The organism is Enterococcus columbae DSM 7374 = ATCC 51263 (assembly GCF_000406925.1).
Classification (GTDB): domain Bacteria; phylum Bacillota; class Bacilli; order Lactobacillales; family Enterococcaceae; genus Enterococcus_E; species Enterococcus_E columbae.
Genome location: NZ_KE136347.1, coordinates 1 through 22892, shown reverse-complemented (window position 1 = coordinate 22892; position 22892 = coordinate 1). Strand labels below are relative to the sequence as shown.

Annotated in this window: 15 protein-coding genes, 3 tRNA genes, 2 rRNA genes, 1 pseudogene and 1 other annotated feature; of the genes and pseudogenes, 2 read left to right on the top strand and 19 right to left on the bottom strand. The window is 39.2% G+C overall.

Features of this window, described 5'->3' with window-relative positions:
* The first annotated feature begins 1 nt into the window (after nt 1).
* Nucleotides 2-1681 (top strand): ribonuclease J1, encoded by a 1680-nt coding sequence (gene rnjA, locus RK02_RS00105; RefSeq protein WP_016182193.1) that lies wholly within the window; start codon nt 2-4, stop codon nt 1679-1681.
* 51 nt (nt 1682-1732) lie between these two features.
* On the opposite strand, the pseudogene radC reads toward rnjA, so the two are convergent.
* The 10 genes and pseudogenes from radC to RK02_RS00055 all read right to left on the bottom strand — a co-directional run.
* Nucleotides 1733-2182 (bottom strand): annotated as a pseudogene (gene radC / locus RK02_RS00100) (RadC family protein); the annotation flags it as partial.
* A 373-nt stretch (nt 2183-2555) separates the two neighbouring features.
* Entirely contained in the window at nt 2556-2816 is a 261-nt protein-coding gene (locus tag RK02_RS00095) for a UPF0758 domain-containing protein (protein WP_016182191.1), read from the bottom strand.
* 81 nt (nt 2817-2897) lie between these two features.
* Complete coding sequence (locus RK02_RS00090) at nt 2898-3563, bottom strand: HAD family hydrolase (RefSeq protein ID WP_016182190.1); 666 nt, start codon at nt 3561-3563, stop codon at nt 2898-2900.
* A complete protein-coding gene (locus tag RK02_RS00085; protein ID WP_016182189.1) occupies nt 3564-4889 on the bottom strand; it encodes a bifunctional folylpolyglutamate synthase/dihydrofolate synthase in 1326 nt (441 codons plus the stop codon).
* A gap of 96 nt (nt 4890-4985) precedes the next feature.
* Complete coding sequence (locus tag RK02_RS00080; protein ID WP_211211263.1) at nt 4986-7631, bottom strand: valine--tRNA ligase; 2646 nt, start codon at nt 7629-7631, stop codon at nt 4986-4988.
* A gap of 300 nt (nt 7632-7931) precedes the next feature.
* Nucleotides 7932-8145, bottom strand: a binding site (T-box leader).
* Between the two features lie 35 nt (nt 8146-8180).
* Nucleotides 8181-8672, bottom strand: a complete 492-nt coding sequence (gene tpx, locus RK02_RS00075) for a thiol peroxidase (protein ID WP_016182187.1) — start codon at nt 8670-8672, stop codon at nt 8181-8183.
* Between the two features lie 109 nt (nt 8673-8781).
* On the bottom strand, nt 8782-9429 hold the full coding sequence (locus RK02_RS00070) for a redox-sensing transcriptional repressor Rex (RefSeq protein ID WP_016182186.1): 648 nt from the start codon (nt 9427-9429) through the stop codon (nt 8782-8784).
* A gap of 171 nt (nt 9430-9600) precedes the next feature.
* Nucleotides 9601-10812 carry a tRNA uracil 4-sulfurtransferase ThiI gene (thiI, locus tag RK02_RS00065; protein ID WP_026231353.1) on the bottom strand — a complete coding sequence of 404 codons (1212 nt, stop codon included), beginning with the start codon at nt 10810-10812 and terminating at the stop codon, nt 9601-9603.
* A gap of 20 nt (nt 10813-10832) precedes the next feature.
* Nucleotides 10833-11984, bottom strand: a complete 1152-nt coding sequence (locus tag RK02_RS00060) for a cysteine desulfurase family protein (RefSeq protein ID WP_016182184.1) — start codon at nt 11982-11984, stop codon at nt 10833-10835.
* A gap of 150 nt (nt 11985-12134) precedes the next feature.
* Nucleotides 12135-13856: a septation ring formation regulator EzrA gene (locus RK02_RS00055; protein WP_016182183.1), complete on the bottom strand. Its 1722-nt coding sequence runs from the start codon at nt 13854-13856 to the stop codon at nt 12135-12137.
* A 513-nt stretch (nt 13857-14369) separates the two neighbouring features.
* Between RK02_RS00055 and RK02_RS00050 the strand changes: the two genes are divergently transcribed.
* A complete protein-coding gene (locus RK02_RS00050) occupies nt 14370-15719 on the top strand; it encodes an aspartate kinase (RefSeq protein ID WP_016182182.1) in 1350 nt (449 codons plus the stop codon).
* A 55-nt stretch (nt 15720-15774) separates the two neighbouring features.
* Here the strand turns inward: RK02_RS00050 and RK02_RS00045 are convergent, their stop codons facing one another.
* From RK02_RS00045 to RK02_RS00005, 9 genes are all read right to left on the bottom strand, one after another.
* Nucleotides 15775-16356: a pyrophosphohydrolase domain-containing protein gene (locus RK02_RS00045; protein WP_016182181.1), complete on the bottom strand. Its 582-nt coding sequence runs from the start codon at nt 16354-16356 to the stop codon at nt 15775-15777.
* A gap of 28 nt (nt 16357-16384) precedes the next feature.
* Nucleotides 16385-17224, bottom strand: a complete 840-nt coding sequence (locus RK02_RS00040) for a Cof-type HAD-IIB family hydrolase (RefSeq protein WP_016182180.1) — start codon at nt 17222-17224, stop codon at nt 16385-16387.
* 167 nt (nt 17225-17391) lie between these two features.
* Nucleotides 17392-18138 carry an acyl-[acyl-carrier-protein] thioesterase gene (locus RK02_RS00035; protein WP_016182179.1) on the bottom strand — a complete coding sequence of 249 codons (747 nt, stop codon included), beginning with the start codon at nt 18136-18138 and terminating at the stop codon, nt 17392-17394.
* A 246-nt stretch (nt 18139-18384) separates the two neighbouring features.
* Nucleotides 18385-18458 (bottom strand) — tRNA-Asn (locus tag RK02_RS00030).
* 85 nt (nt 18459-18543) lie between these two features.
* Nucleotides 18544-18616: transfer RNA gene (locus RK02_RS00025), tRNA-Thr, on the bottom strand.
* Nucleotides 18617-18783: 167 nt separating this feature from the next.
* A complete protein-coding gene (locus RK02_RS00020) occupies nt 18784-19449 on the bottom strand; it encodes an HAD hydrolase-like protein (protein WP_016182178.1) in 666 nt (221 codons plus the stop codon).
* Nucleotides 19450-19598: 149 nt separating this feature from the next.
* A tRNA-Asn gene (locus tag RK02_RS00015) sits at nt 19599-19672 on the bottom strand.
* Between the two features lie 5 nt (nt 19673-19677).
* A 5S ribosomal RNA gene (gene rrf / locus RK02_RS00010) occupies nt 19678-19793 on the bottom strand.
* 64 nt (nt 19794-19857) lie between these two features.
* Nucleotides 19858-22769, bottom strand: a 23S ribosomal RNA gene (locus RK02_RS00005).
* Nucleotides 22770-22892 lie beyond the last annotated feature (123 nt).

The following is a 22892-nucleotide window of genomic DNA, read 5'->3' as shown; positions in this document are numbered from 1 at the left end:
GATGAAGGTCAGTCTAAAAAACAACGAAACCGGTGTTTTTGCGATTGGCGGTTTAGGTGAAATCGGAAAAAACTGTTATGGGGTGCAATTCCAAGATGAAATCATTCTTATTGATGCCGGAATTAAATTCCCCGAAGATGAATTACTTGGAATTGACTATGTGATTTCTGATTACAGCTATATCGTGCAAAATCTTCAAAAGGTCAAAGGTTTGATTATTACTCATGGACACGAAGACCATATCGGTGGCATTCCTTACCTACTTAGACAGGCAAATATTCCCATTTATGCTGGTCCTTTAGCCTTAGCTTTGATTACCAATAAACTAGAAGAGCATGGTTTGTTACGAGATGCTACTTTAAATGAAATTAACGAAGACACAATCATTCGCTTTAGAAAGACCTCCGTTAGTTTCTTTAGAACAACACACAGTATTCCTGATGCTTTAGGGGTTGTTGTTAAAACACCTTCTGGTAATATTGTCGCAACTGGTGACTTTAAGTTTGACTTTACGCCAGTTGGTGAGCCAGCAAACCTACACAAAATGGCAAAAATCGGTGAAGAAGGAGTGCTATGCTTACTATCTGATAGTACCAATGCTGAAATTCCTACCTTCACTAAATCTGAACAAACCATTGGCGAATCCATCATCAAAATTGTTGAAAAAATTGATGGACGCATTATTTTTGCGAGCTTCGCCTCAAATATTTTCCGTTTACAGCAAGCAGCCGATGCCGCAGTTGCTACTGGTCGAAAAATCGCTGTATTTGGTCGTAGTATGGAAAATGCCATTGTGAACGGTCAGAAGTTAGGCTATATTAAGGTTCCTAAAGGTACTTTTGTTGAAGCCAGCGAACTACATCGACTACCGGCTAACGAAACGATGATTTTATGTACCGGTTCACAAGGCGAACCGATGGCAGCCTTAAGTCGTATCGCCAATGGGACGCATCGCCAAATTCAAATTCATCCTGATGATACGGTCATCTTCTCTAGCTCACCGATTCCGGGTAATACAACCAGTGTGAATCAGTTGATTAACTTACTGCTAGAAGCTGGTGCGAATGTCATTCATGGTAAATTAAATAATATTCATACTTCCGGTCATGGTGGCCAAGAAGAGCAAAAGCTAATGCTCCGTTTAATGAAACCTAAATTCTTTATGCCAGTTCATGGTGAGTTTAGAATGCTAAAAATTCATACACAACTAGCACAAGATACAGGCATTCCTAAAGAAAACTGCTTTATCATGGAAAACGGTGATATGCTAGCCCTTACCCATGATAGTGCACGTTTAGCTGGTCGATTCCATGCAGGCGATGTTTATGTCGATGGCAGTGGTATTGGTGATATTGGTAACGTCGTTTTACGTGATCGCCAAATTCTTTCTGAAGAAGGTTTGGTCTTAGTAGTGGTAACGGTAGACTTAGAAAAACGCGAATTATTAGCTGGACCGGATATTTTATCTAGAGGTTTTATCTATATGCGTGAGTCTGGTGAAATGATTAATGAAGCGCAAGGCATTTTACAGCGTACCTTACTGGATGCTTTACAACAACCAGATGTTTCTGAGCATCGCTTACGTGAATGTTTAGCGGCAGCAATCGAACCGTACCTTTACGAAAAAACACGTCGTAAACCAATGATTTTATCCATGATTATGACACCTGATAAAGAATGAAAAATGAGAGGTATTTCTACTACTATTTAAGTAGTTAGAAATACCTCTATTTTATCTTTGCTGCCACAGTCCGCGCTCTCTCAAGCTAACATAGCTGCTTTGACCAATAATTAAATGATCTAATACTTCAATCCCAACTAATTCACCACATTTAATTAAGCGCAGCGTAAAGCGCCGGTCATTTTCAGAAGGCTCAGGATTCCCACTCGGATGATTATGACTAATAATAATCCTTGCCGCACTGCAGCGAACCGCTTCTCTAAAAATTTCTCGTGGATGCGCAATTGACTGATCCAAAGAACCAACAAACAAGATTCGTTTTTGAATAATCTCGTTTTTCGTATTGAGATATAAACAAATCAAATGCTCTTGTGGGGCATCCTTCCATTCTTCAATTAATTGTTGGGCTACTTGAAAACTGGTTGAAATCCGCCCCAGTTTTGGTTGTGATGCTTTTTGTATCCGCAAACCAAATTCCATTGCTGCTTGTAGTTGAATTGCAGTTCTTGACATCTATTCGCAACATAGATGCAGCCTAAAAATAAGCTTCTCTTACTTTCATAAGAGTTGAGACTATTTCTTCAACTTACGTCCATACGTAAGTGCCACATTTTTCTTCCGTCATTCGCTTACGGCTTTACTCTCCCACTAGGAGATAGTCGTTGAAGGTTTCCCTTATAGGTCAAGCCAACCTACTTAGGGCAGTCCCTGCTAAATACCCATTTGATTAAAGCACTTAGAAAAAGATCCACTTTTTCATATGCCATCCAATTCGTTTTTTCTACTTTCGTACCGCTCAGCTCATCGTTTCCAATCACTGTTTGGGTGAATTGGCTTTAGGGGGTCAAAGCAATTAACGTGGAGTACATATTCCTCACAGAATATGCAAGGCAATCACCTTCGTTTCACCGATTCCATGAATACTACATAATTCAGCAAGGTTTGCAGATTTTAACTCATAAAGATTGGGAAAAATATTTAAAACATATCCAGCTAGCTCCAAGACATTAATCTCTTTAGTACCTGTTCGCAGTAAAATAGCTAACAATTCCTGGTCTGATAAGGCTTGCACACCGTAGCTTAACAATCGCTCTCGTGGCATCGAGCTAGCTGGAATAATTCCTCTTACCGACATCAAATCACTCCCTTCTATTCTTTATATACGAAAAAAATAAGATGAACGTCTTTAAAATACGCTCATCCTATTTTCTTTTTATTAATCAGTAAAATATTCACCAATATCCACTAATGAAGGATAGACCGCTATAGCCTTAGTTCGTAATTCCTCACTAGGTGCAATTAAGTCTGGAATCATGATAACATCTATTCCAGCTGCATTAGCCGCTAAGACACCGTTTTTTGAATCTTCTAATACTAGAGCTTGATTTTTAGGGATTGCTAAACGTTCAACAGCTAACTCGAAAATCTCTGGATCTGGCTTAGCCAAGCGAACATCTTCTGCTGATACGACGACATCAAAATAAGCAGCAATTTCGGCTTTTTCTAATAAAAGATCGATAAAATAGCGAGTATTACTAGAAGCTAGCGCTGTTTTAATATTTAACTGCTTTAATCGAACCAGTAAATCTTTGGCACCAGGTTTTAACTCAACCCTTCCCTCACGAAAACGTTCCTTGATATAGACGTAGCTACGGGCAATCATTTGATCAACTGTCTCTTGACCAAAAGTGGCATCAAAGGTTTGATGATAGCCTTGAAACATCTCTTCATCAGAAATGCCAATATATTGTTGATAGGTGGAAAAATCATAAGGCATCCCAAAATCCTGTGCTGCTTTTAGATTTGCTTCATAATACAACATTTCAGTCTCAAAAAGCAGTCCATCCATATCAAATATTACTGCTTGATAATTTTTTTTCATTTAGACGCCTTCTTCCTGATTTTCTATTTCATTTAATAATAATTGACGGACTTGAGAAACAAAGTATAAAGACCCGGTGATTAACAGCATATCTTGTTCTTGCATGTTTTCTAAAATTTCAGCTAGACCAAATTGCCATAAGGAAACTACCGAAAGCTTCTCCGGTGCATACTGTTCAATTTGTTCGGTCATCGTAATAGATTTAGGATGCTCAAAGGACGAAACGATAATTTCCGTATTAGGTAGCGCCAATAAAGTATCTAACATGCCAAATACATCTTTTGTCTGCAAGGCTGAAAAAAGAATGTATTTATGATAATCCTTGAAATCTTGTAGGTTTTCAACCAAGCGATGCATCGCCGGTAGATTATGGGCACCATCTAAAATAATCAGTGGTTGATCACTGATTTTTTCCATTCTAGCTGGCCAAAAAGTTTTGGCTAATCCTTGAATCAACCATTTATTTTGGAAGGGAATTTTTTTAAGCTGACAGTAGACTTTAAATAAACGAATCGCCATCGCTGCATTTTCTACTTGATGGTGACCTAATAACGGGGTGACTAAATTCTTAATCATTCCCTCTTCATCTTGATAATCAAAACACTCACCCCAGGGCTGCTTGCGATGTAAATAAGTTGCCTGATAATCCGTGCCATAATGCCATACTGTCGCCTGTTTTTCTTTGGCTATCTGATTAATAACAACCAAGCTTTCTTCATCAATGACACCAGTCACTAAAGGTACTTTACGCTTGATAATGCCTGCCTTTTGAAAAGCAATTTCTGCTAAGCTTTCACCTAATATATCTTGATGATCTAGACCAATCGTTGTAATCCCAGTCAAAATCGGCGTAATCACATTGGTACAATCTAATAGGCCCCCTAGCCCAACTTCTATAACAGCAATATCCACCTGTTCTTCATAAAAATAAAGAAAGCCCATCGCAGTAATGATTTCAAACTCAGTTGCACCAGCTAGATGTTCATTATTATCAAGCTTTTCAACAATTGCTTGTACTTTTTGCGTAAGAGAAACTAATTTTTCAGCAGGTATTGGCTGACCATTAATCATCATTCGCTCATTAAAAGATTCAATATAAGGCGAAGTGAATGTACCTACAGTTAAGCCAAGCTCCATTAAAAAGCTTTTTAGATAACTAACCGTCGACCCCTTACCATTGGTGCCAGCAATATGAATCGTTGGAATTTTATTTTCAGGATGATCTAACGCCGCTAAAATCGCCTGAACTCGCTCAAGTCCTGGTCTAGAACCAAATTTTAGTCGGCTGTGAATCCATTCAATCGCTTCATTTTCTGTTAAAACCATCATATCACCTCAAAAAAGCATGCTTAAGCAAGATAAAACGGCTTGACGATAGGTCAGTTGTTTTTCTTTACTAAAGCATGCACCTCTTTATGAATATTAATTTTGTAATGCCTTTAATTGTGCAATTCGCTCTGAAACAGCTTGTTGTTTTTCAAGATAGTCCGCTTCTTTCGCACGCTCTTGTTCAACAACTGCTTGTGGCGCTTTGCTGACAAAACGTTCATTGGCAAGTTTTCCTTGCACTCGTTTCACTTCACCATCTAATTTAACTAATTCTTTTTCCAGACGAGCAATTTCTTCTTCTAGATTGATTAAATTCGCTAATGGCAGATAAATCGTTGCCCCAGTAATCACTTGTGACATCGCCATATCCGGCACTGCAAGGTCAGTTGCAATAACCAACTCTTCTGGATTACAAAAACGCATAATGTAGTTTTGATTTGCAGTTAGGAAAGCTTGTACTTTTTCATCATTGGCTTGAATCAATAATGTAACTGCTTTTGATAAAGGTGTATTCACTTCCGCACGAATGTTACGAACCGCACGAATCACTTCTTTTAGAATTTCCATGCCTTCAGCAGCAGATTCATCACTAAATTCATTTACCTCTGGATAGCTAGCTACAACGATAGAGCCTGTTGTCGTTGGTAATTTAGAGAAAATTTCTTCTGTTACAAATGGCATAATTGGATGTAATAAACGAACGATATGATCCAAAACATAAACTAAAACTGCTTGATTCATCCGTTTTGCTTCTGGATTATCGCCGTATAGTGTTTCTTTACTCATTTCAATATACCAATCACAGAAATCATCCCAAATAAAGTTATAAAGATTGCGACCAGCTTCCCCAAATTCAAAGCGATCAAATAGATGCGTCACTTTTTCAATCGTTTCATTTAGGCGAGTTAAAATCCAGCGATCTGCCACACTCTTAGGGCCTTCTAAATGTAATTCATCGGCCGTCATGCCTTCTACATTCATTAAAACAAAGCGAGAAGCATTCCAAATTTTATTGATAAAGTTCCAAGCAGCATCCATCTTTTCGTAACTAAAACGCACATCTTGTCCAGGGGCTGAACCATTAGATAAGAACCAACGTAAAGCATCTGCCCCATATTTTTCGATCACTTCCATCGGATCAATCCCGTTACCTAATGATTTACTCATTTTACGGCCTTGTTCATCACGAATCAAGCCGTGAATTAAAACATTCTTAAATGGACGACTGTCTGTAAATTCTAAGCTTTGGAAAATCATTCGACTAACCCAGAAGAAGATAATATCATAACCAGTAACTAGCGTATTGGTTGGGAAGTAACGTTTAAAGTCTTCACTTTCCACCTCTGGCCAACCCATTGTTGAAAATGGCCATAAAGCAGAGCTAAACCAAGTATCTAGTACATCTGGATCTTGTACCCAGTTTTCGCTATCAGCTGGCTCTTGCATACCGACATACATTTCACCAGTTTCTTTATGATACCAAGCGGGAATTTGATGTCCCCACCATAATTGACGTGAAATCACCCAGTCATGTACATTTTCCATCCAACGCAAGAAGGTTTGATTAAAGCGTGGTGGATAAAATTCAACCGCATCTTCAGTCTCTTGATTTTCGATTGCACGTTTGGCTAAAGGCGCCATCTTCACAAACCATTGTGTTGAAAGACGAGGTTCCACCACGACACCGGTCCGTTCAGAATGACCGACACTGTGCGTCATCTTTTCAATTTTCACCAAACGACCTAATTCTTCCAATTCTTTAACGATGGCTTTACGTGCTTCAAAACGATCCATGCCAGCATATTTGCCAGCTAATTCATTCATCGTACCATCGTCATTCATGACATTTACACGTGGTAAGTCATGACGATTGCCCACCTCAAAGTCATTAGGATCATGCGCAGGCGTAATTTTTACTACCCCTGTTCCAAATTCCATATCCACATAAGTATCAGCAACAACTGGAATTTCTTTATTCACAATCGGTAAAATCACTTTTTTACCAATTAAATGTTGGTAACGTTCGTCTTCTGGATGCACAGCTACTGCGGTATCCCCTAACATTGTTTCCGGACGTGTAGTAGCAATCTCAAGCGTCCCTGAGCCATCAGCTAGTTCATAAGTCATGTGATAAAAAGCACCTTCTACATCCTTATGAATTACCTCAATATCTGAAAGAGCAGTTCTCGCTTTAGGATCCCAGTTAATAATATATTCTCCACGATAAATCAGACCTTTTTCGTATAAAGAAACAAAGACTTTACGAACCGCCTTTGATAGCCCTTCATCTAGGGTAAAACGCTCGCGAGAATAATCCACAGAAAGACCTAATTTGCCCCATTGTTCACGGATATGAGTCGCATATTCTTCTTTCCAATCCCAAACCTGCTCGACAAATTTTTCACGCCCTAAATCATAGCGGGAAATTCCTTGTTCTTGCAGTTTAGCTTCTACTTTGGCTTGAGTCGCAATGCCTGCATGGTCCATTCCTGGTAACCATAAAGTATCATAACCTTGCATGCGTTTTTGACGAATAATCATATCTTGTAAGGTTGTATCCCAGGCATGACCTAAATGGAGTTTTCCGGTTACATTTGGTGGTGGAATCACGATTGAATAAGGTTTTGCTTTTTTATCACCACTTGGTTTAAATAAATCTTTTTCTAGCCATTCATTATAACGGCCAGCTTCCACTTCTTGTGGATTATACTTGCTTGATAGGGTATTTTCTGCCATTATTTTCCTCCTATAATCTTGTTTTCGTTTATGTCCTTAGCATCCATTGATAAAAGGCTACAAGTTAAGCGAACAGTTAGCCTAAAAACTGATCTGTTCGTGGCTAACCAGTCGCATCACATCCTTGGAATCTGTGTAAATGAACTAGATACTCGGAAAATTCGCCCCTCCGAATTGAAAATCTTTGGCCTTTATATTGCTTTTCATTTCGGAGGGTAATACTCGAATTTTCTCGTATCTAAGCAAGTTCATTTACATCCTTAGAATAAAAAAGTCCTAAAGTAAGAAAGAGTATCTTTCTTACTTTAGGACGTAAATTACGCGGTACCACCTAAATTGCAGCCATTGCTACCTCTTAAGCGTGAGATAACGATCACGACTCGTTAATCCTTACTAAAGCTTTCAAGATTAAGACTCACAAGCTACCTTCATAACGCTTGATTAAAAACCTTACAGCCTAGGGTTTTCTCTCTAAAAATCAATAAACGTCATTACTCCTCTTGCTCAACGTCTCTTTCATTTTACAATGAAGGTATATCAAAGTCAATTCAATTATTGTAACGCATCTAAAGCAGCGATTGCTTGTTCGTAGTCAGGCTCATGCGTTAATTCAGGGACAATTTCTTCATAGCAAATGTTTCCTTCAGTATCCAAAACAAAAATAGCGCGTGCATAAATATTTAAATCAGGAATATATACGCCATAATCTTTTCCAAAGGTATTTTCTGGATCATGTAACATAACTAAATCTAAGCCTTCTGCAGCACACCAGTGTTGTTGCTGCGCTAAAGTATTATTAGAAATCGTTACAAAATGGATTTGCTTATTTTGACTTAAGCGTTCATTAAAAGCGCGTGTTTGTATCGAACAAACCGATGTATTAATATCCGGTACAATACTAATTAATGTCGGCTTGTCTAAAAAATCACCTAAACGATGGACTTGTTCTTTCAAATCCTTTAAATGAAAAGGTTTAGCCAACTGTCCTACTGCTAATGGTTCCTTATACAACTGATAATGCTCATTTCGTTTAGTAATTTCCATTATTCACTCCACCTTTATGAAAAGTTGATTAGGTACTCTTAGTCTAACACGCAAATAACATTTACACAAATAATTGCCCTTCTAAGATAAGGTCATTTAGAATGTGAGCTTATAATACTTTTTTATACTCTTGATCAAAATAAATCAGTGTTTGTAACTCAGTCGTTAAATCAATATACTGAACGGTCACCCCTTTTGGTACCTTTACTCTGTCAGGCGCAAAGCTTAAGATAGCTGTAATACCTGCTTCAACGATGATATCTACCACCTCTTGGGAATACTTACTCGGCACGGTGGAAATAGCCACGCTAATCCCTTCATTAGCTACGATTTGTTTAAATTCAGCTAAATCATGAACGATAAAACCATCGATTTCTTGGTTTATCATCGCTGGATTATTATCAAATACAGAAACAATATTTAGATTGGCGTTACGACGAAAATTATTGTTCGCTAATGCCTTACCCAAATTACCAAAACCGATTAAAGCAATCCGTTTTTCCTCTTCAGTATCTAGTAAGTTACTAAAAACCTCAATTAAATAAGGCACATCATAACCATAGCCACTACGACCAAGCTCACCTAAGTAAGAAAAATCTCGGCGAATCGTAGCCGATGGAATTTGGGTAATTTGTGCAAAATCTTTTGATTTAATTCTCAATACATTTGAATCCTGAAGCATTTTTAAATAGCGCAAATATACCGGTAAGCGTTTGGCTGTTGCTTTAGGCAAATGCTTCTTCGTTTCCTTCAACAAGCGAAAATCCTCCTTAATTTTTGTTCATCTTTTCACATTTTGAGTTTAACATTTATTTTCACAAAATGCAATCAATCGATTGTTCTTTTTTTATTTTTAATGTAAGTGTTTTATTGATTAAAAAAACTGAATTGTACTAGCTTAAAATCTAGTAACAATTCAGTTTAAATTTTATAATAAATCTTCAAATTCTTCGGTATTTTGTGAAAGTGAACTTGCAGTAATTGTTGAAATCTTCAAATTGGCTAAAGCTCGTTGCATCATACCCTCAATATCTAGACGTTCTTCATATAAATAAACTTTTTCTAATTTTGGCCGAGTCTTAGGTTGTGGTGGAGCAAAAATCGTACAGCAATCCTCAAAGGGTTGAATCGCTAATTCAAAGGTATCAATTTGTTGCGCCACTTCAATGATTTCTAGCTTATCCATGGTTGCGACTGGGCGAACCACTGGACGATTTGTCACCTCGTTAATTGCGACCATGCTTTGTAATGTTTGTGAAGCTACCTGACCTAAGGATTCCCCATTTAAAATAATCAATCCATTGCGTAATTGACAAATCGCATCAGTTAAACGCAGCATCATTCGGCGGGTAATCGTCATCCAGTAGCCTTGTGGAACAACCTTTTTAATTTCTTCTTGTACCTCGGTAAAAGGTACTTCAATAAATTGGATGCTACCAACATAAGGGGCTAGCTTAGCGGTTAAATCCTTGGCTTTTTGTAAAGCCTGTTCACTGGTATAAGGGGGTGAAGCAAAGTGAACCGCTTCGATTTCAACTCCACGCTTCATCGCAAAATATCCCGCCACTGGAGAATCAATACCACCTGATAACATCAACATTCCACGACCACTTGTTCCTACTGGTAACCCACCTGCACCTTGAATAGTTTCATAAGACAGATAGGCCGCATCCAAACGAATTTCGACACGCAAGTTAATATCTGGACGTTTCATTTGCACCTTAATATCTGGAAAAAGATCAATAACCGCATTGCCCAAGGTTAGATTCAATTCCTCGCTTGTTTGGACAAAATCATGATCACTTCGCTTGGCAGTAATCTTGAAGCTTTCTACTCCTGTATAAATTTCCTTCATCATCATTTGAACCGCGTCAATTAACGCCGGAATCTCTTTAGGCACTCGAATACTTGGTGAAAAATTTTGAATCCCGAAGACTTTTTGCAATTTTTCAATGACCGCTTGACTATCGGCCCCATTTAAAAGTAAATGCATTCGGTCACGATCTGCCTTAATCTTAATCATTGGAAATTCTTGTAGAGTACTACGAACATTCTGTGCCAGTTGCATGATGAAGCCCTTGCGATTTTTCCCTTTTGTCGATAGCTCACCATATCGCACCATAATTTCGCTATAGTTCAATCTTTTCATCCTTTCCTCATTTATTCATTTGGCTGAATTTTAGCAAATTTTTCTTGTAACTGACGAAAAACAATCATAAATTGTTCAACCTCGGCCATCGTATTACTTTCATCTAGACTAATTCTTACCGCACTTGTCGCTTCAATATTGGGTACTTTCATCGCATGCAAGGTACTGCTAGCTAAATGTTTACGACTCGAACAAGCACTAGTCGTTGAAATAAAAATTTCTTTTTCTTCTAGTGCATGGACCAACACCTCGCCACGAATACCAACTAAAGCAAAACAAAGAATATGCGGGGCAAAATTTTCTTCCCCAGAAAATAGTTGAATCCCTGGATTATCTTTTAAGGCTTGCATTAGAGCCAAGCGTAAAGCTTGAACGTGCTGTTGCTTACTTTGTGCTTGGTCAAATTTTAAACGTAAGGCTTTTGCCATCGCCACAATTGCCGGTAGGTTTTCCGTTCCACTCCGTTGATTGTTTTCCTGACCCCCACCAGCTAATAAAGAAGCTAGCTTGCGACCTTGCTTCCAATAAATAAAACCAATCCCACGTGGACCATGAAATTTATGTGCAGAAAAAGTCGCAAAATCCACTCGATCAGTCAACCAAGCGGAAGTTGGGACCTGACCAATGGCTTGAACCGCATCCACATGAAAATGAATTTTGGGATAATCAGCTAAAACCTCGCTGATTGCTTGAATAGGCTGCATTGAACCGATCTCATTATTTACCGCCATTACAGAAACTAAAATGGTTTCTTTACAAATTGCCTGTCTTAAAGCCTCTACTTGAACAAAACCAGCTTGATCAACTGGTAGAACAGTGACTGAAAAGCCTTGACTTTTTAACTGTTCGACCGTATTGCTGACTGAAGGATGTTCAATAGCCGACAGAATAATATGCTTGCCATATCCTTGCTTTTCATAAGCCGTTCCTTTAATAATCCAGTTATTTCCTTCAGTACCCCCACTGGTAAATACAATCTCACTAGATTGCACCGCTAATAAATCTGCAATCTGTTGACGGGCTTGTTGTAGTAGGCGATTGGCTTGAACGCCAAGTCGATGTAAACTTGATGGATTACCAAAAATTCGCTGACTAGTCTTTACATACGCATCTAAAGCTAATGGATGAATGACAGTCGTTGCACTATTATCAAAATATATCACGAAACTAATCCTTTCATTTCTTAAATAATTCTTCTAAACCCTAATCATTATAGCGACTCTTGCCTAATGTTTCAAGGCGTAGCTACCAAAAAGAAAAAGCGCTCCTTGCATTTGCCTAAACAAATACAAAGAGTCGCTCAATTTCAATTACTAAGCTAATTCACGATGATTGAAGTAAAAATTCTCAATACGGTTAAATGCACCTGGTTCAACGCGTTCTAATGCGGTACCAATCTCATCAAGTGCCTCTTGATATTGATAAGTATTCGTAAACAAATCTAAGCTTCGATCAATTGAAGCTCTGATATCTGGATGAGAATGACGGTAACGATTAGCATACTGCATCATTTGTTCCGTAAGTGCTGCTGCATCGACTAATTCATGGGTTTCTGCCTCAAGCTTTTCTAAATCTTCTTGGCAAGTTGCCACGTATCGATTGATGTCTTCCATATTGATTCGGATTTTATTCAGTGCCTTATTTAAGCCCTCAACATGATCTGTCACCATGAAGAAAAACTCAAGATAATCATTTGGTAATCCAGGTAAACGTTGCTTTTCAACAAAACGCTTCAAATTACGCAATTGAAACTCAAAGTTTTCAACTTTTTCTTGAGCTACTTTTTCACCACGACGTAATTCACGCAAGGAGTCGTCAATTTCGACTTGTTGATTTTGAATATCATCCAAAATCTTATAGGCATCCTTATAAAATTCTTGCACCTCAGAATATGGAATCGTATGGGCCTCCATTGCTTCCATGTAGCTAGTATTACGACGAACTAATTCGTCAACTTCCGTTTGAAATCCTCTTACACGACCTAATTCGTTATGATTTAACGTATAGCTTTGAGCCGTATGATCGATTTCAATCAATAATTGACGATTATTTTTCGTAGCATGTGCCACATAATCTGCAATAATTTGACGATTCTTCAAGACATATTTCTTCGCTTCAATCTCGCGTTCCATGATACTGTATAAATTATCAATATCATTCGCTGTATCACTGTTCGCTGGTTCAACCAAATTCACTTCAGTTTTAGCTAAATCACGCATAGAATTTTCAATTCGTGTGCGCACGCGTTGAATATCTGCTAAGAAGTTTTCTTCAGGGAATACAAAATGATCTTCTGTCAATTTTTGGTACCCTTCTTCGATTTCCTTCAATTGATCTGGGAAAGTCTTATTTAATTCTTCATACAAAGCAGGTAAACGATCCATCACATCTTCTAAATGATAGGTGTGATCTTCCGCAGTTGCTAAAACCTCACGTGCCTCAACCGGGTCACCAGAAGTATTTAACGTCACAAATTGCGTAAATTCGATCTCGATGTTTTTTAACTGTTTTTGTAATTCCGAATAGGCTGGTCCAAAAGCATCAGATTCTTCACGCATCCGTTTTTTCAACTCTTGATACATATCCAAGGCTTTTTGAACTTGTAGAGAGTTTCGTTCCTCACTCTCACGTAATTCTTTAAGACCATTACGAATCTCAGCAACATCTTGTTCCATATTAAGCAAAGTAATTTCGGCATCTTCTACCGCTGTCTTTGCCTTCATAAAACGAAATGTCTCATTTAAAGACTCAACCTCTAAAATTTGACTTTCAAGATCAGCAAAGGCTGTCGTTGAAATATCCGTCCATTTTTGATTCCATTCTCTAAAAGTATTCTGACTTTGGCCAACAAGGTGCATTTTTTTCACTTCGTCGACCTCTTCAATCACCGGTAAATCAAACAACTCTTCTCTACGTCTTTCAATTTCGTCTAATCTAGCCAACGTTTTCTTTCTAACAAAATAGCCTACAAAGTAAACAATAGCCACAGCCAAAATAATCGCAATGACGATTCCAATGATTAGATTACTACCCACTGATGATTCCTCCAGTTTTCGAAAAAATACAGATTTTGTATTAGGTTTACAGGTGATACTACAAGAATACTACTTCGAAATATAATATATTTCTGGTCAAAAAGGCATCTGCATTGAATTATATCACAAAGTATACAATCTATCACTAAAAAGACTGAAAATAAACGATTTTTTTCAATTTTTTTTTGCAAATTTTAACTAAATCAACCGAAACACTCGCTTAGCTCTGCGTTTGACTCTTTTTCATGTCTCCTTAGACGGTTAAGAAATTTAAATAAATTTAATTTTTCTTAGTAAAAACTACTCATAACAATTATTATATTTGAAAAAATTCGAAAAATTCTTTCTGAAAATATCAATTATGTGATAATATTAAGATTACATTAAGATAAAGAGCTAAGATAAGTACTGGCTAGGTCAATAGTTCAAAAAGACTTTCTTAGAAACCTTTAATTTTTAATTATTGACAAGGTCAATTGCTCATCCAAACCCTTTAAGTAAAGGAGTAATCAAATGAAAGTTGCAAAATTTGGAGGAAGCTCACTTGCTTCTTCTGGTCAGGTCAAAAAAGTTGTTGATATTATCAAAGCCGATCCTGAACGTCGATTCGTGGTTGTTTCGGCACCAGGAAAACGCCATAGTGATGACATTAAGGTCACAGACTTACTGATTTCACTTTATGAACAATTAGTTGCTGAAAAAGACCCTCATCGCTTGATTGATGCCATCTATCATCGCTATGAAGAAATTGGTACAGCCTTTCAAGTAGATCGTGCCTTACTTGAAAAAATTCATCAAGCGATTCAAGGCTTGACTAGCTTACCGATTAAAGATAATCCTCATTTATACGATACGATTTTGGCTAGTGGCGAAAATAATAATGCCAAATTAATCGCAGGGATTTTAAAAGCTCAAGGCTTATCCGCACGCTATATTAGTCCGCAAGAGTTGGGAATCTTGGTTACAGATGAACCACAAAATGCGCGTATTTTAAATCAAGCCTATCCAAAAATAAGAAAGTGGCGTAAAAATCCAGAAATTTTGGTCATTCCAGGCTTCTTTGGTATTACAGAAGAAGGCAATATCTGCACTTTTTCAAGAGGTGGCTCAGACATCACTGGAGCAATTGTCGCAGCCGGTGTCAATGCTGATTTATATGAAAACTTTACCGATGTAGATGGAATTTATTCTGCTCACCCTGGAATTATTCATGAACCAGAACTTGTCGAAGAATTAAGCTACCGCGAAATGCGTGAATTGGCCTATGCTGGTTTTTCTGTCTTTCATGATGAAGCCTTGATTCCATCATTTAAGGCCAAAATTCCTGTTGTCATAAAAAATACGAATAACCCAAATCATCCAGGTACACGCATTGTTCACGAAAAACAAAAAAATGATAAACCCGTCGTGGGAATTGCCTGTGATCGTGGCTTTACCATGATTTATATCAGCAAATATCTCATGAATCGTGAGGTTGGCTTTACTTTACGTGTTTTACAAATTCTAAAAGATTTTAATATTAATTATGAGCATATGCCATCTGGAATTGATGATATTTCCATCATTATTCGCTCCAATCAACTAACTGAGGAAAAAGAAGAAGAATTATTAAGAAAAATTGCCTATGAAATTGATCCGGATGAATTACGAATTAAGCATGGCTTGGCAATGGTTGTCGTCGTTGGTGAAGGGATGCGTGAACGTGTAGGGATTACCGCTGAAAGTGCAGCTGCGCTAGCCCGTAAAAAGATTAATCTTGCTATGATTAATCAAGGTTCTTCTGAGGTAAGCATCATGTTTAGTATCCCAGAAAAAGATGAAAAAGCAGCCATTCGCACCCTTTACTACACCTTCTTTGACTAAACAAAAGACTAAATCAACACTTTAAACTTGCGTTGATTTAGTCTTTTTTTACTATTTATTGTAAGAGATCACTTTGCTGCTTTTCTTGTGCTAGGGCAATTTGTCGTTTTAGTTCAGCCAAAATCTTAGGCTCAGGTGCATATCTTTGTGCCCAATCGGCTGGTTTTAAGACCTTATTGGTGACCGGATCATGATGTGGCTTACCATCTGGAAATAATTTACCTAAATTCGCTTGATGAACAATTTCTAGCATTGGCTTAGGATCAACTCCTAATAAAACAAACGATCCATAGGTAAAATAAAGTAAATCAACTAAAGCATCCACCTGTTGCGTAAGTATCGTCAAATCATCGGTTGCATTTACTTCTTTACTAGCTGTTTGAACAGACACTTTTTGCGTCGCTGCTTTCTTTAAGATTTTTTCCTTTGTTTGCTCAATCACTTGATGCATTGCTAAGCATGCCTGATCAAAAGCCTGCTGATCATCGCCTGCAGTCACATGCAAGAGTTCAATTAATTCCTCTAGCTTAAATCCCTGACGAAAAATCGCTTCTTGTAAAGTAAAAGGGGTAGGTATCTTAGGTTGACGATCATCAAATATTTGATGAAAAGTCGCTGCCATCTCATAAGGTTGCAAATCTATCAAACTCTTTCTTTCAAAAATTTTAAATTACTTCAAACTGCTTCATAGCATAATAAATTCCATCATGATTATTACTTAAAGTTACAAAATCCGCTTTTTGCTTCACAATCTCTTGCGCATTTCCCATCGCTACGCCAATTCCAACACCAGCAAGCATCTCTAAATCATTTAAATGATCCCCAAAAGCCATGATTTCACTCATCTCAATACCTAAATAATCAGCAAACTCCTTAATCCCTTTGATTTTTGAACCTCCTTTAGGAACAATATCCACTGAATAAGGATTTGAACGCTGAAAATCACAATTAGGCAAAAACTGCTGCATCTCTACTAACTCTCGATTAGAACAAAGCATCACACACTGATAAATTGGCTCTTGTAAAATTGATAGCTGCTGATAGCGTAGTGCCTTTTGATTAGGACTTAATTTTTTTAATAGTTGAGAACCAAAATGGAACACTTCTCCTTTAGGTAAGTGGTTTAATAGGTGACTAAAGAGCTTCGATTGACCGATTCGCATCGTCAGACTTCCCATCATCTTATCGCCACTACCAAATAAGGCTTGGCGCTTATGTTCATGAGCATATTGGACAATCTCCTTTAATGTGGTTACATCAAACGGATGCGCATAGATTACATGGTCATGATGAATCACATACTGACCATTATAAGTCACAAACATATCCATCGGTAAAGAAGAAATAACCTGCTTAACATTCGGCAAACCACGTCCTGTAGCAATTCCACAATAGATTCCTTGCGCTCTAGCCAAGGCAATTGCGCGCTTTGTACTAGGCAGAATCGATCCATGATCATTTAACAGCGTACCATCAATATCAAAAAAAACTGCTTTAATTTTCATCATTGGCTATCCTGTCATTTATCTAGCAGGATATTCCCTCCTTTCACACTTGGAGTTATCAATAACTATGACTTTTGCTAATCATATTTTACCAAAAAAAACGTTATGTGAAAAATACAAAAGATGTCTATGGAAAGAAAAAAGTAGCCAAAGTAAAAAAGTGAAACCTAGTCCATTACGTGCCAAGTAAAGACAGCTTCACAGCACAATTGATCAGCAACTTTCATCTGATGAATGCTTTGCGCCGTCTGTGCATCAGCATCAAAAATTACCTGATAAGCACTATCCACAATATTGCCATATTCAATTTCTTTATCAAAGCGAATTTGCACATGCGTTGGCTGATACTTTGTTAAAAATTCATAATCTAACACATCTAACATCCAGTGGAAATAGATGGCATTATTGACATGTTGATTACCATCCAAATCATAAAAGCGCACACGATACGGTTGGCTAGTAGGATTGGTTAATGCGGGGATTTTTTCGAAACGTTTAATCCGATTAATTTTTTCACTTTCAAACGGGGCAATCACTTGCTCATCGACTGTTTTAATTTTGCGTGTCACTAAATCCATCAAGACAAAGACCGATTCAACTGTCACCAAGCGATTACCTTGTTCATCCTCTATATAAAAGTCGCGGTAACAAAAAAATTTATTATACGCTGTGGCCTTTGTTGAAAAACGGATAGTTTCACCTAAACGAGGTAAGCGTTGAATGGTTAATTCATAATTGGTAATAACCCAGCCTAAACCTAAGTGATTAACAAAAGCAGAGCCACGATTCAAGCTATCACTTTGCTCTTCAGAAGCTTTAATCATTACCTGAATCAATGAAGGTAAAGTCATTTGTTGATTAATATCGCACTCATAATAAGCGACTTGATGCATAATACTATATATTTGAGCCAAAATAATTCCTCCTTTTATTCGCATGTTATTATATCAATTTTATCTCTTTTTGTCTTGCGTCATCCTTTTGAAATAAATAATTCGCATTTGGCAAGTAGCCACTTAGAAAATTTACCTCATCGTTTCATAAAAATGTTCAATCAGCCATTTTCAAACAGCGACTACCATGCAAATTTTTAAATGGGCTAAACAAGTCGTTAGAAAGACTAAAAAAAGAACACCTATCAAACGATAAGTGTTCATCCACTCCGGCAGTAGGACTCGAACCTACGACATCATGATTAACAGTCATGCGCTACTACCAACTGAGCTATGCCGGAATGAGATGATTAAAATATAACAGATTATCAAATAATTTGCAAGTATTTTTTTCAAAAAAATCATTTAAAAAATAATTTTTTTGAAAGCCACCTGCCGGGCTTGAACCGGCGACCCCCACCTTACCATGGTGGTGCTCTACCAACTGAGCTAAGGCGGCATATCAGCACAAATATAAGAATACCCGATAACTTACTATTTGTCAATTCATTTTTTTAAATTTTTTTATCTTTTCTCAAAAAAATTGAATGATTAAATATATATCTTTAAATATCATTATCAATTCTTTCTTTATCAGCTAAAAATTATTTTTAAATAGCGAAAAAATCACCTAAATAGCAAAACCAATTCCTCAGGTGAGGCGCATAGATAATCTGCACCAGCTGCTAAAAGCTCTTTTTGACTGCCAAACCCATACAATACCCCGATAGCTGATAGTTGATTAATTTTTGCTCCTGAGCAATCATGGCTACGATCACCTATCATTACGCCTTCATTTGCCTTTAAATTCGCAGATGCTAAAGCATAGCTGATTACATCAGCTTTTTTAGAGCGTTCACCTGATAAATCAGCACCAAAAATACCGGTAAAATACTGAGCAATGGCTAAATGTTCAGCTAACTGCTTAACAAAAACTTCCGGCTTAGAGCTAGCAATATACAGCTGATAAGATTGAGACAATATTTGTAGGCTCTCTTTTATTTTAGGATACATCTGCAGTTGATACATCGCCTCCTTTTCATAAAAGCTACGGTAACAACTTACAGCTTGTTTGGCAAGATCAGCTGACAAACCTAACTGTATAAAACTATCTAGTAATGGTGGGCCAATGAAAGTATTTAAGATTTTTTGATCTACTGCTGGCAAATTAAGCTGTTTCAAAGCATATTGAATGGCCGCAAAAATCCCTTGGCTCGAATCAACAATCGTTCCATCAAAATCAAATAAAAGATATTTTTTATCTGCAAAAAGCCTTGTTGAATCCACAACCATAAATAGTTCCTCTTTTCTTTTTAGCTATATAATCAAAGGTTTAACCGCTCATTATTTCTCACATTAATTCCAATAACTAGTATAACAAGCTTTCTGCCTAAAAAGCAAACAATAAAAAAAACACCTATCGAATGATAAGTGTTTAATAACTCCGGCAGTAGGACTCGAACCTACGACATCATGATTAACAGTCATGCGCTACTACCAACTGAGCTATGCCGGAATCAAGCGTGGCGACGTCCTACTCTCACAGGGGGAAACCCCCAACTACAATCGGCGCTAAGAAGCTTAACTTCTGTGTTCGGCATGGGAACAGGTGTATCCTTCTTGCTATCGCCACCACACTTTTTATTGAGTAAATTGCTTCACTCAAAACTGGATTTGAAGTTTATCAATCTACCGATTTTTTTGGTTAAGTCCTCGATCGATTAGTATCAGTCCGCTCCATATATCACTATACTTCCACTTCTGACCTATCTACCTGATCATCTCTCAGGGATCTTACTTTCTTAAAGAAATGGGAAATCTCATCTTGAGGTGGGCTTCACACTTAGATGCTTTCAGCGTTTATCCCTTCCCTACATAGCTACCCAGCGATGCCTCTGGCGAGACAACTGGTACACCAGCGGTAAGTCCATCCCGGTCCTCTCGTACTAAGGACAGCTCCTCTCAAATTTCCAACGCCCGCGACGGATAGGGACCGAACTGTCTCACGACGTTCTGAACCCAGCTCGCGTGCCGCTTTAATGGGCGAACAGCCCAACCCTTGGGACCGACTACAGCCCCAGGATGCGACGAGCCGACATCGAGGTGCCAAACCTCCCCGTCGATGTGGACTCTTGGGGGAGATAAGCCTGTTATCCCCAGGGTAGCTTTTATCCGTTGAGCGATGGCCCTTCCATGCGGAACCACCGGATCACTAAGCCCGACTTTCGTCCCTGCTCGAGTTGTAGCTCTCGCAGTCAAGCTCCCTTCTGCCTTTACACTCTTCGAATGATTTCCAACCATTCTGAGGGAACCTTTGGGCGCCTCCGTTACCTTTTAGGAGGCGACCGCCCCAGTCAAACTGCCCATCTGACACTGTCTCCCACCACGATCAGTGGTGCGGGTTAGAGTGGCCATAACGCAAAGGTAGTATCCCACCAGCGCCTCTGCCGAAACTGGCGTCCCGGCTTCTACGGCTCCTACCTATCCTGTACATGCGGTACAGACACTCAATATCAAACTACAGTAAAGCTCCATGGGGTCTTTCCGTCCTGTCGCGGGTAACCTGCATCTTCACAGGTACTAAAATTTCACCGAGTCTCTCGTTGAGACAGTGCCCAAATCGTTACGCCTTTCGTGCGGGTCGGAACTTACCCGACAAGGAATTTCGCTACCTTAGGACCGTTATAGTTACGGCCGCCGTTTACTGGGGCTTCAATTCGTACCTTCGCTTGCGCTAAGCACTCCTCTTAACCTTCCAGCACCGGGCAGGCGTCAGCCCCTATACTTCATCTTACGATTTTGCAGAGACCTGTGTTTTTGATAAACAGTCGCTTGGGCCTATTCACTGCGGCTGCTCATAGAGCAGCACCCCTTCTCCCGAAGTTACGGGGTCATTTTGCCGAGTTCCTTAACGAGAGTTCTCTCGCTCACCTTAGGATTCTCTCCTCAACTACCTGTGTCGGTTTGCGGTACGGGTCGTTGTTTTCTCACTAGAAGCTTTTCTTGGCAGTGTGACATCAGAAGCTCGGTCGATCTTAATCAACCTCCCCATCACAGCTCATCCTTATAGTGACAAGCATTTGACTCATCACAAGACTTACTGCTTAGACAAACTTTTCCAACTGTTTGCTCTTCCTAGCCTCCTGCGTCCCTCCATTGCTCAAACAAAAACAACGAGTACAGGAATATCAACCTGTTGTCCATCGCCTACGCCTGTCGGCCTCGGCTTAGGTCCCGACTAACCCTGGGCGGACGAGCCTTCCCCAGGAAACCTTAGTTATTCGGTGGACAGGATTCTCACCTGTCTTTCGCTACTCATACCGGCATTCTCACTTCTAAGCGCTCCAGCAGTCCTCACGATCTACCTTCAACGCCCTTAGAACGCTCTCCTACCATTGCACCTAAGTGCAATCCACAGCTTCGGTAGTATGTTTAGCCCCGGTACATTTTCGGCGCAGGGTCACTCGACTAGTGAGCTATTACGCACTCTTTAAATGGTGGCTGCTTCTAAGCCAACATCCTAGTTGTCTGTGCAACCCCACATCCTTTTCCACTTAACATACATTTGGGGACCTTAGCTGGTGGTCTGGGCTGTTTCCCTTTCGACTACGGATCTTATCACTCGCAGTCTGACTCCCGGATATAAATGAATGGCATTCGGAGTTTATCTGAATTCGGTAACCCGAGATGGGCCCCTAGTCCAAACAGTGCTCTACCTCCATCATTCTCACTTCCGAGGCTAGCCCTAAAGCTATTTCGGAGAGAACCAGCTATCTCCAAGTTCGTTTGGAATTTCTCCGCTACCCACACCTCATCCAAACACTTTTCAACGTGTCCTGGTTCGGTCCTCCAGTGCGTTTTACCGCACCTTCAACCTGGACATGGGTAGATCACATGGTTTCGGGTCTACGACTACATACTCACTCGCCCTATTCAGACTCGCTTTCGCTACGGCTCCGTCTCTTCAACTTAACCTCGCATGCAATCGTAACTCGCCGGTTCATTCTACAAAAGGCACGCTATCACCCATTAACGGGCTCTAACTTGTTGTAGGCACACGGTTTCAGGTTCTATTTCACTCCCCTCCCGGGGTGCTTTTCACCTTTCCCTCACGGTACTGGTTCACTATCGGTCACTAGGGAGTATTTAGCCTTGGGAGATGGTCCTCCCGGATTCCGACGGAATTCCTCGTGTTCCGCCGTACTCAGGATCCTCCTAGGGGCTTACAACATTTCACCTACGGGGCTTTCACCCTCTTTAGCTGACCTTTCCAAGTCATTCGGCTATCTTGCTTGCTCCCACATCGGAGTCCTACAACCCCAAGATGCAAGCATCTTGGTTTGGGCTGGTCCCGTTTCGCTCGCCGCTACTCAGGGAATCGATTTTTCTTTCTCTTCCTGCAGGTACTTAGATGTTTCAGTTCTCTGCGTCTACCTCCTTTAAGCTATGGATTCACTTAAAGGTAATATCCTATTAAAGATATTGGGTTCCCCCATTCGGAAATCTCCGGATCAAAGCTTACTTACAGCTCCCCGAAGCATATCGGTGTTAGTCCCGTCCTTCATCGGCTCCTAGTGCCAAGGCATCCACCGTGCGCCCTTATTCACTTAACCTTCGATCTGTGCGATCAGATCTTTTTAATAAAGCAATTGAACTTCTTAAACTCATTCAACGCGGTGTTTTCTCGGTTTATTAATTGATGTTTCTCTTCAATATCCAGTTTTCAATGAACAATT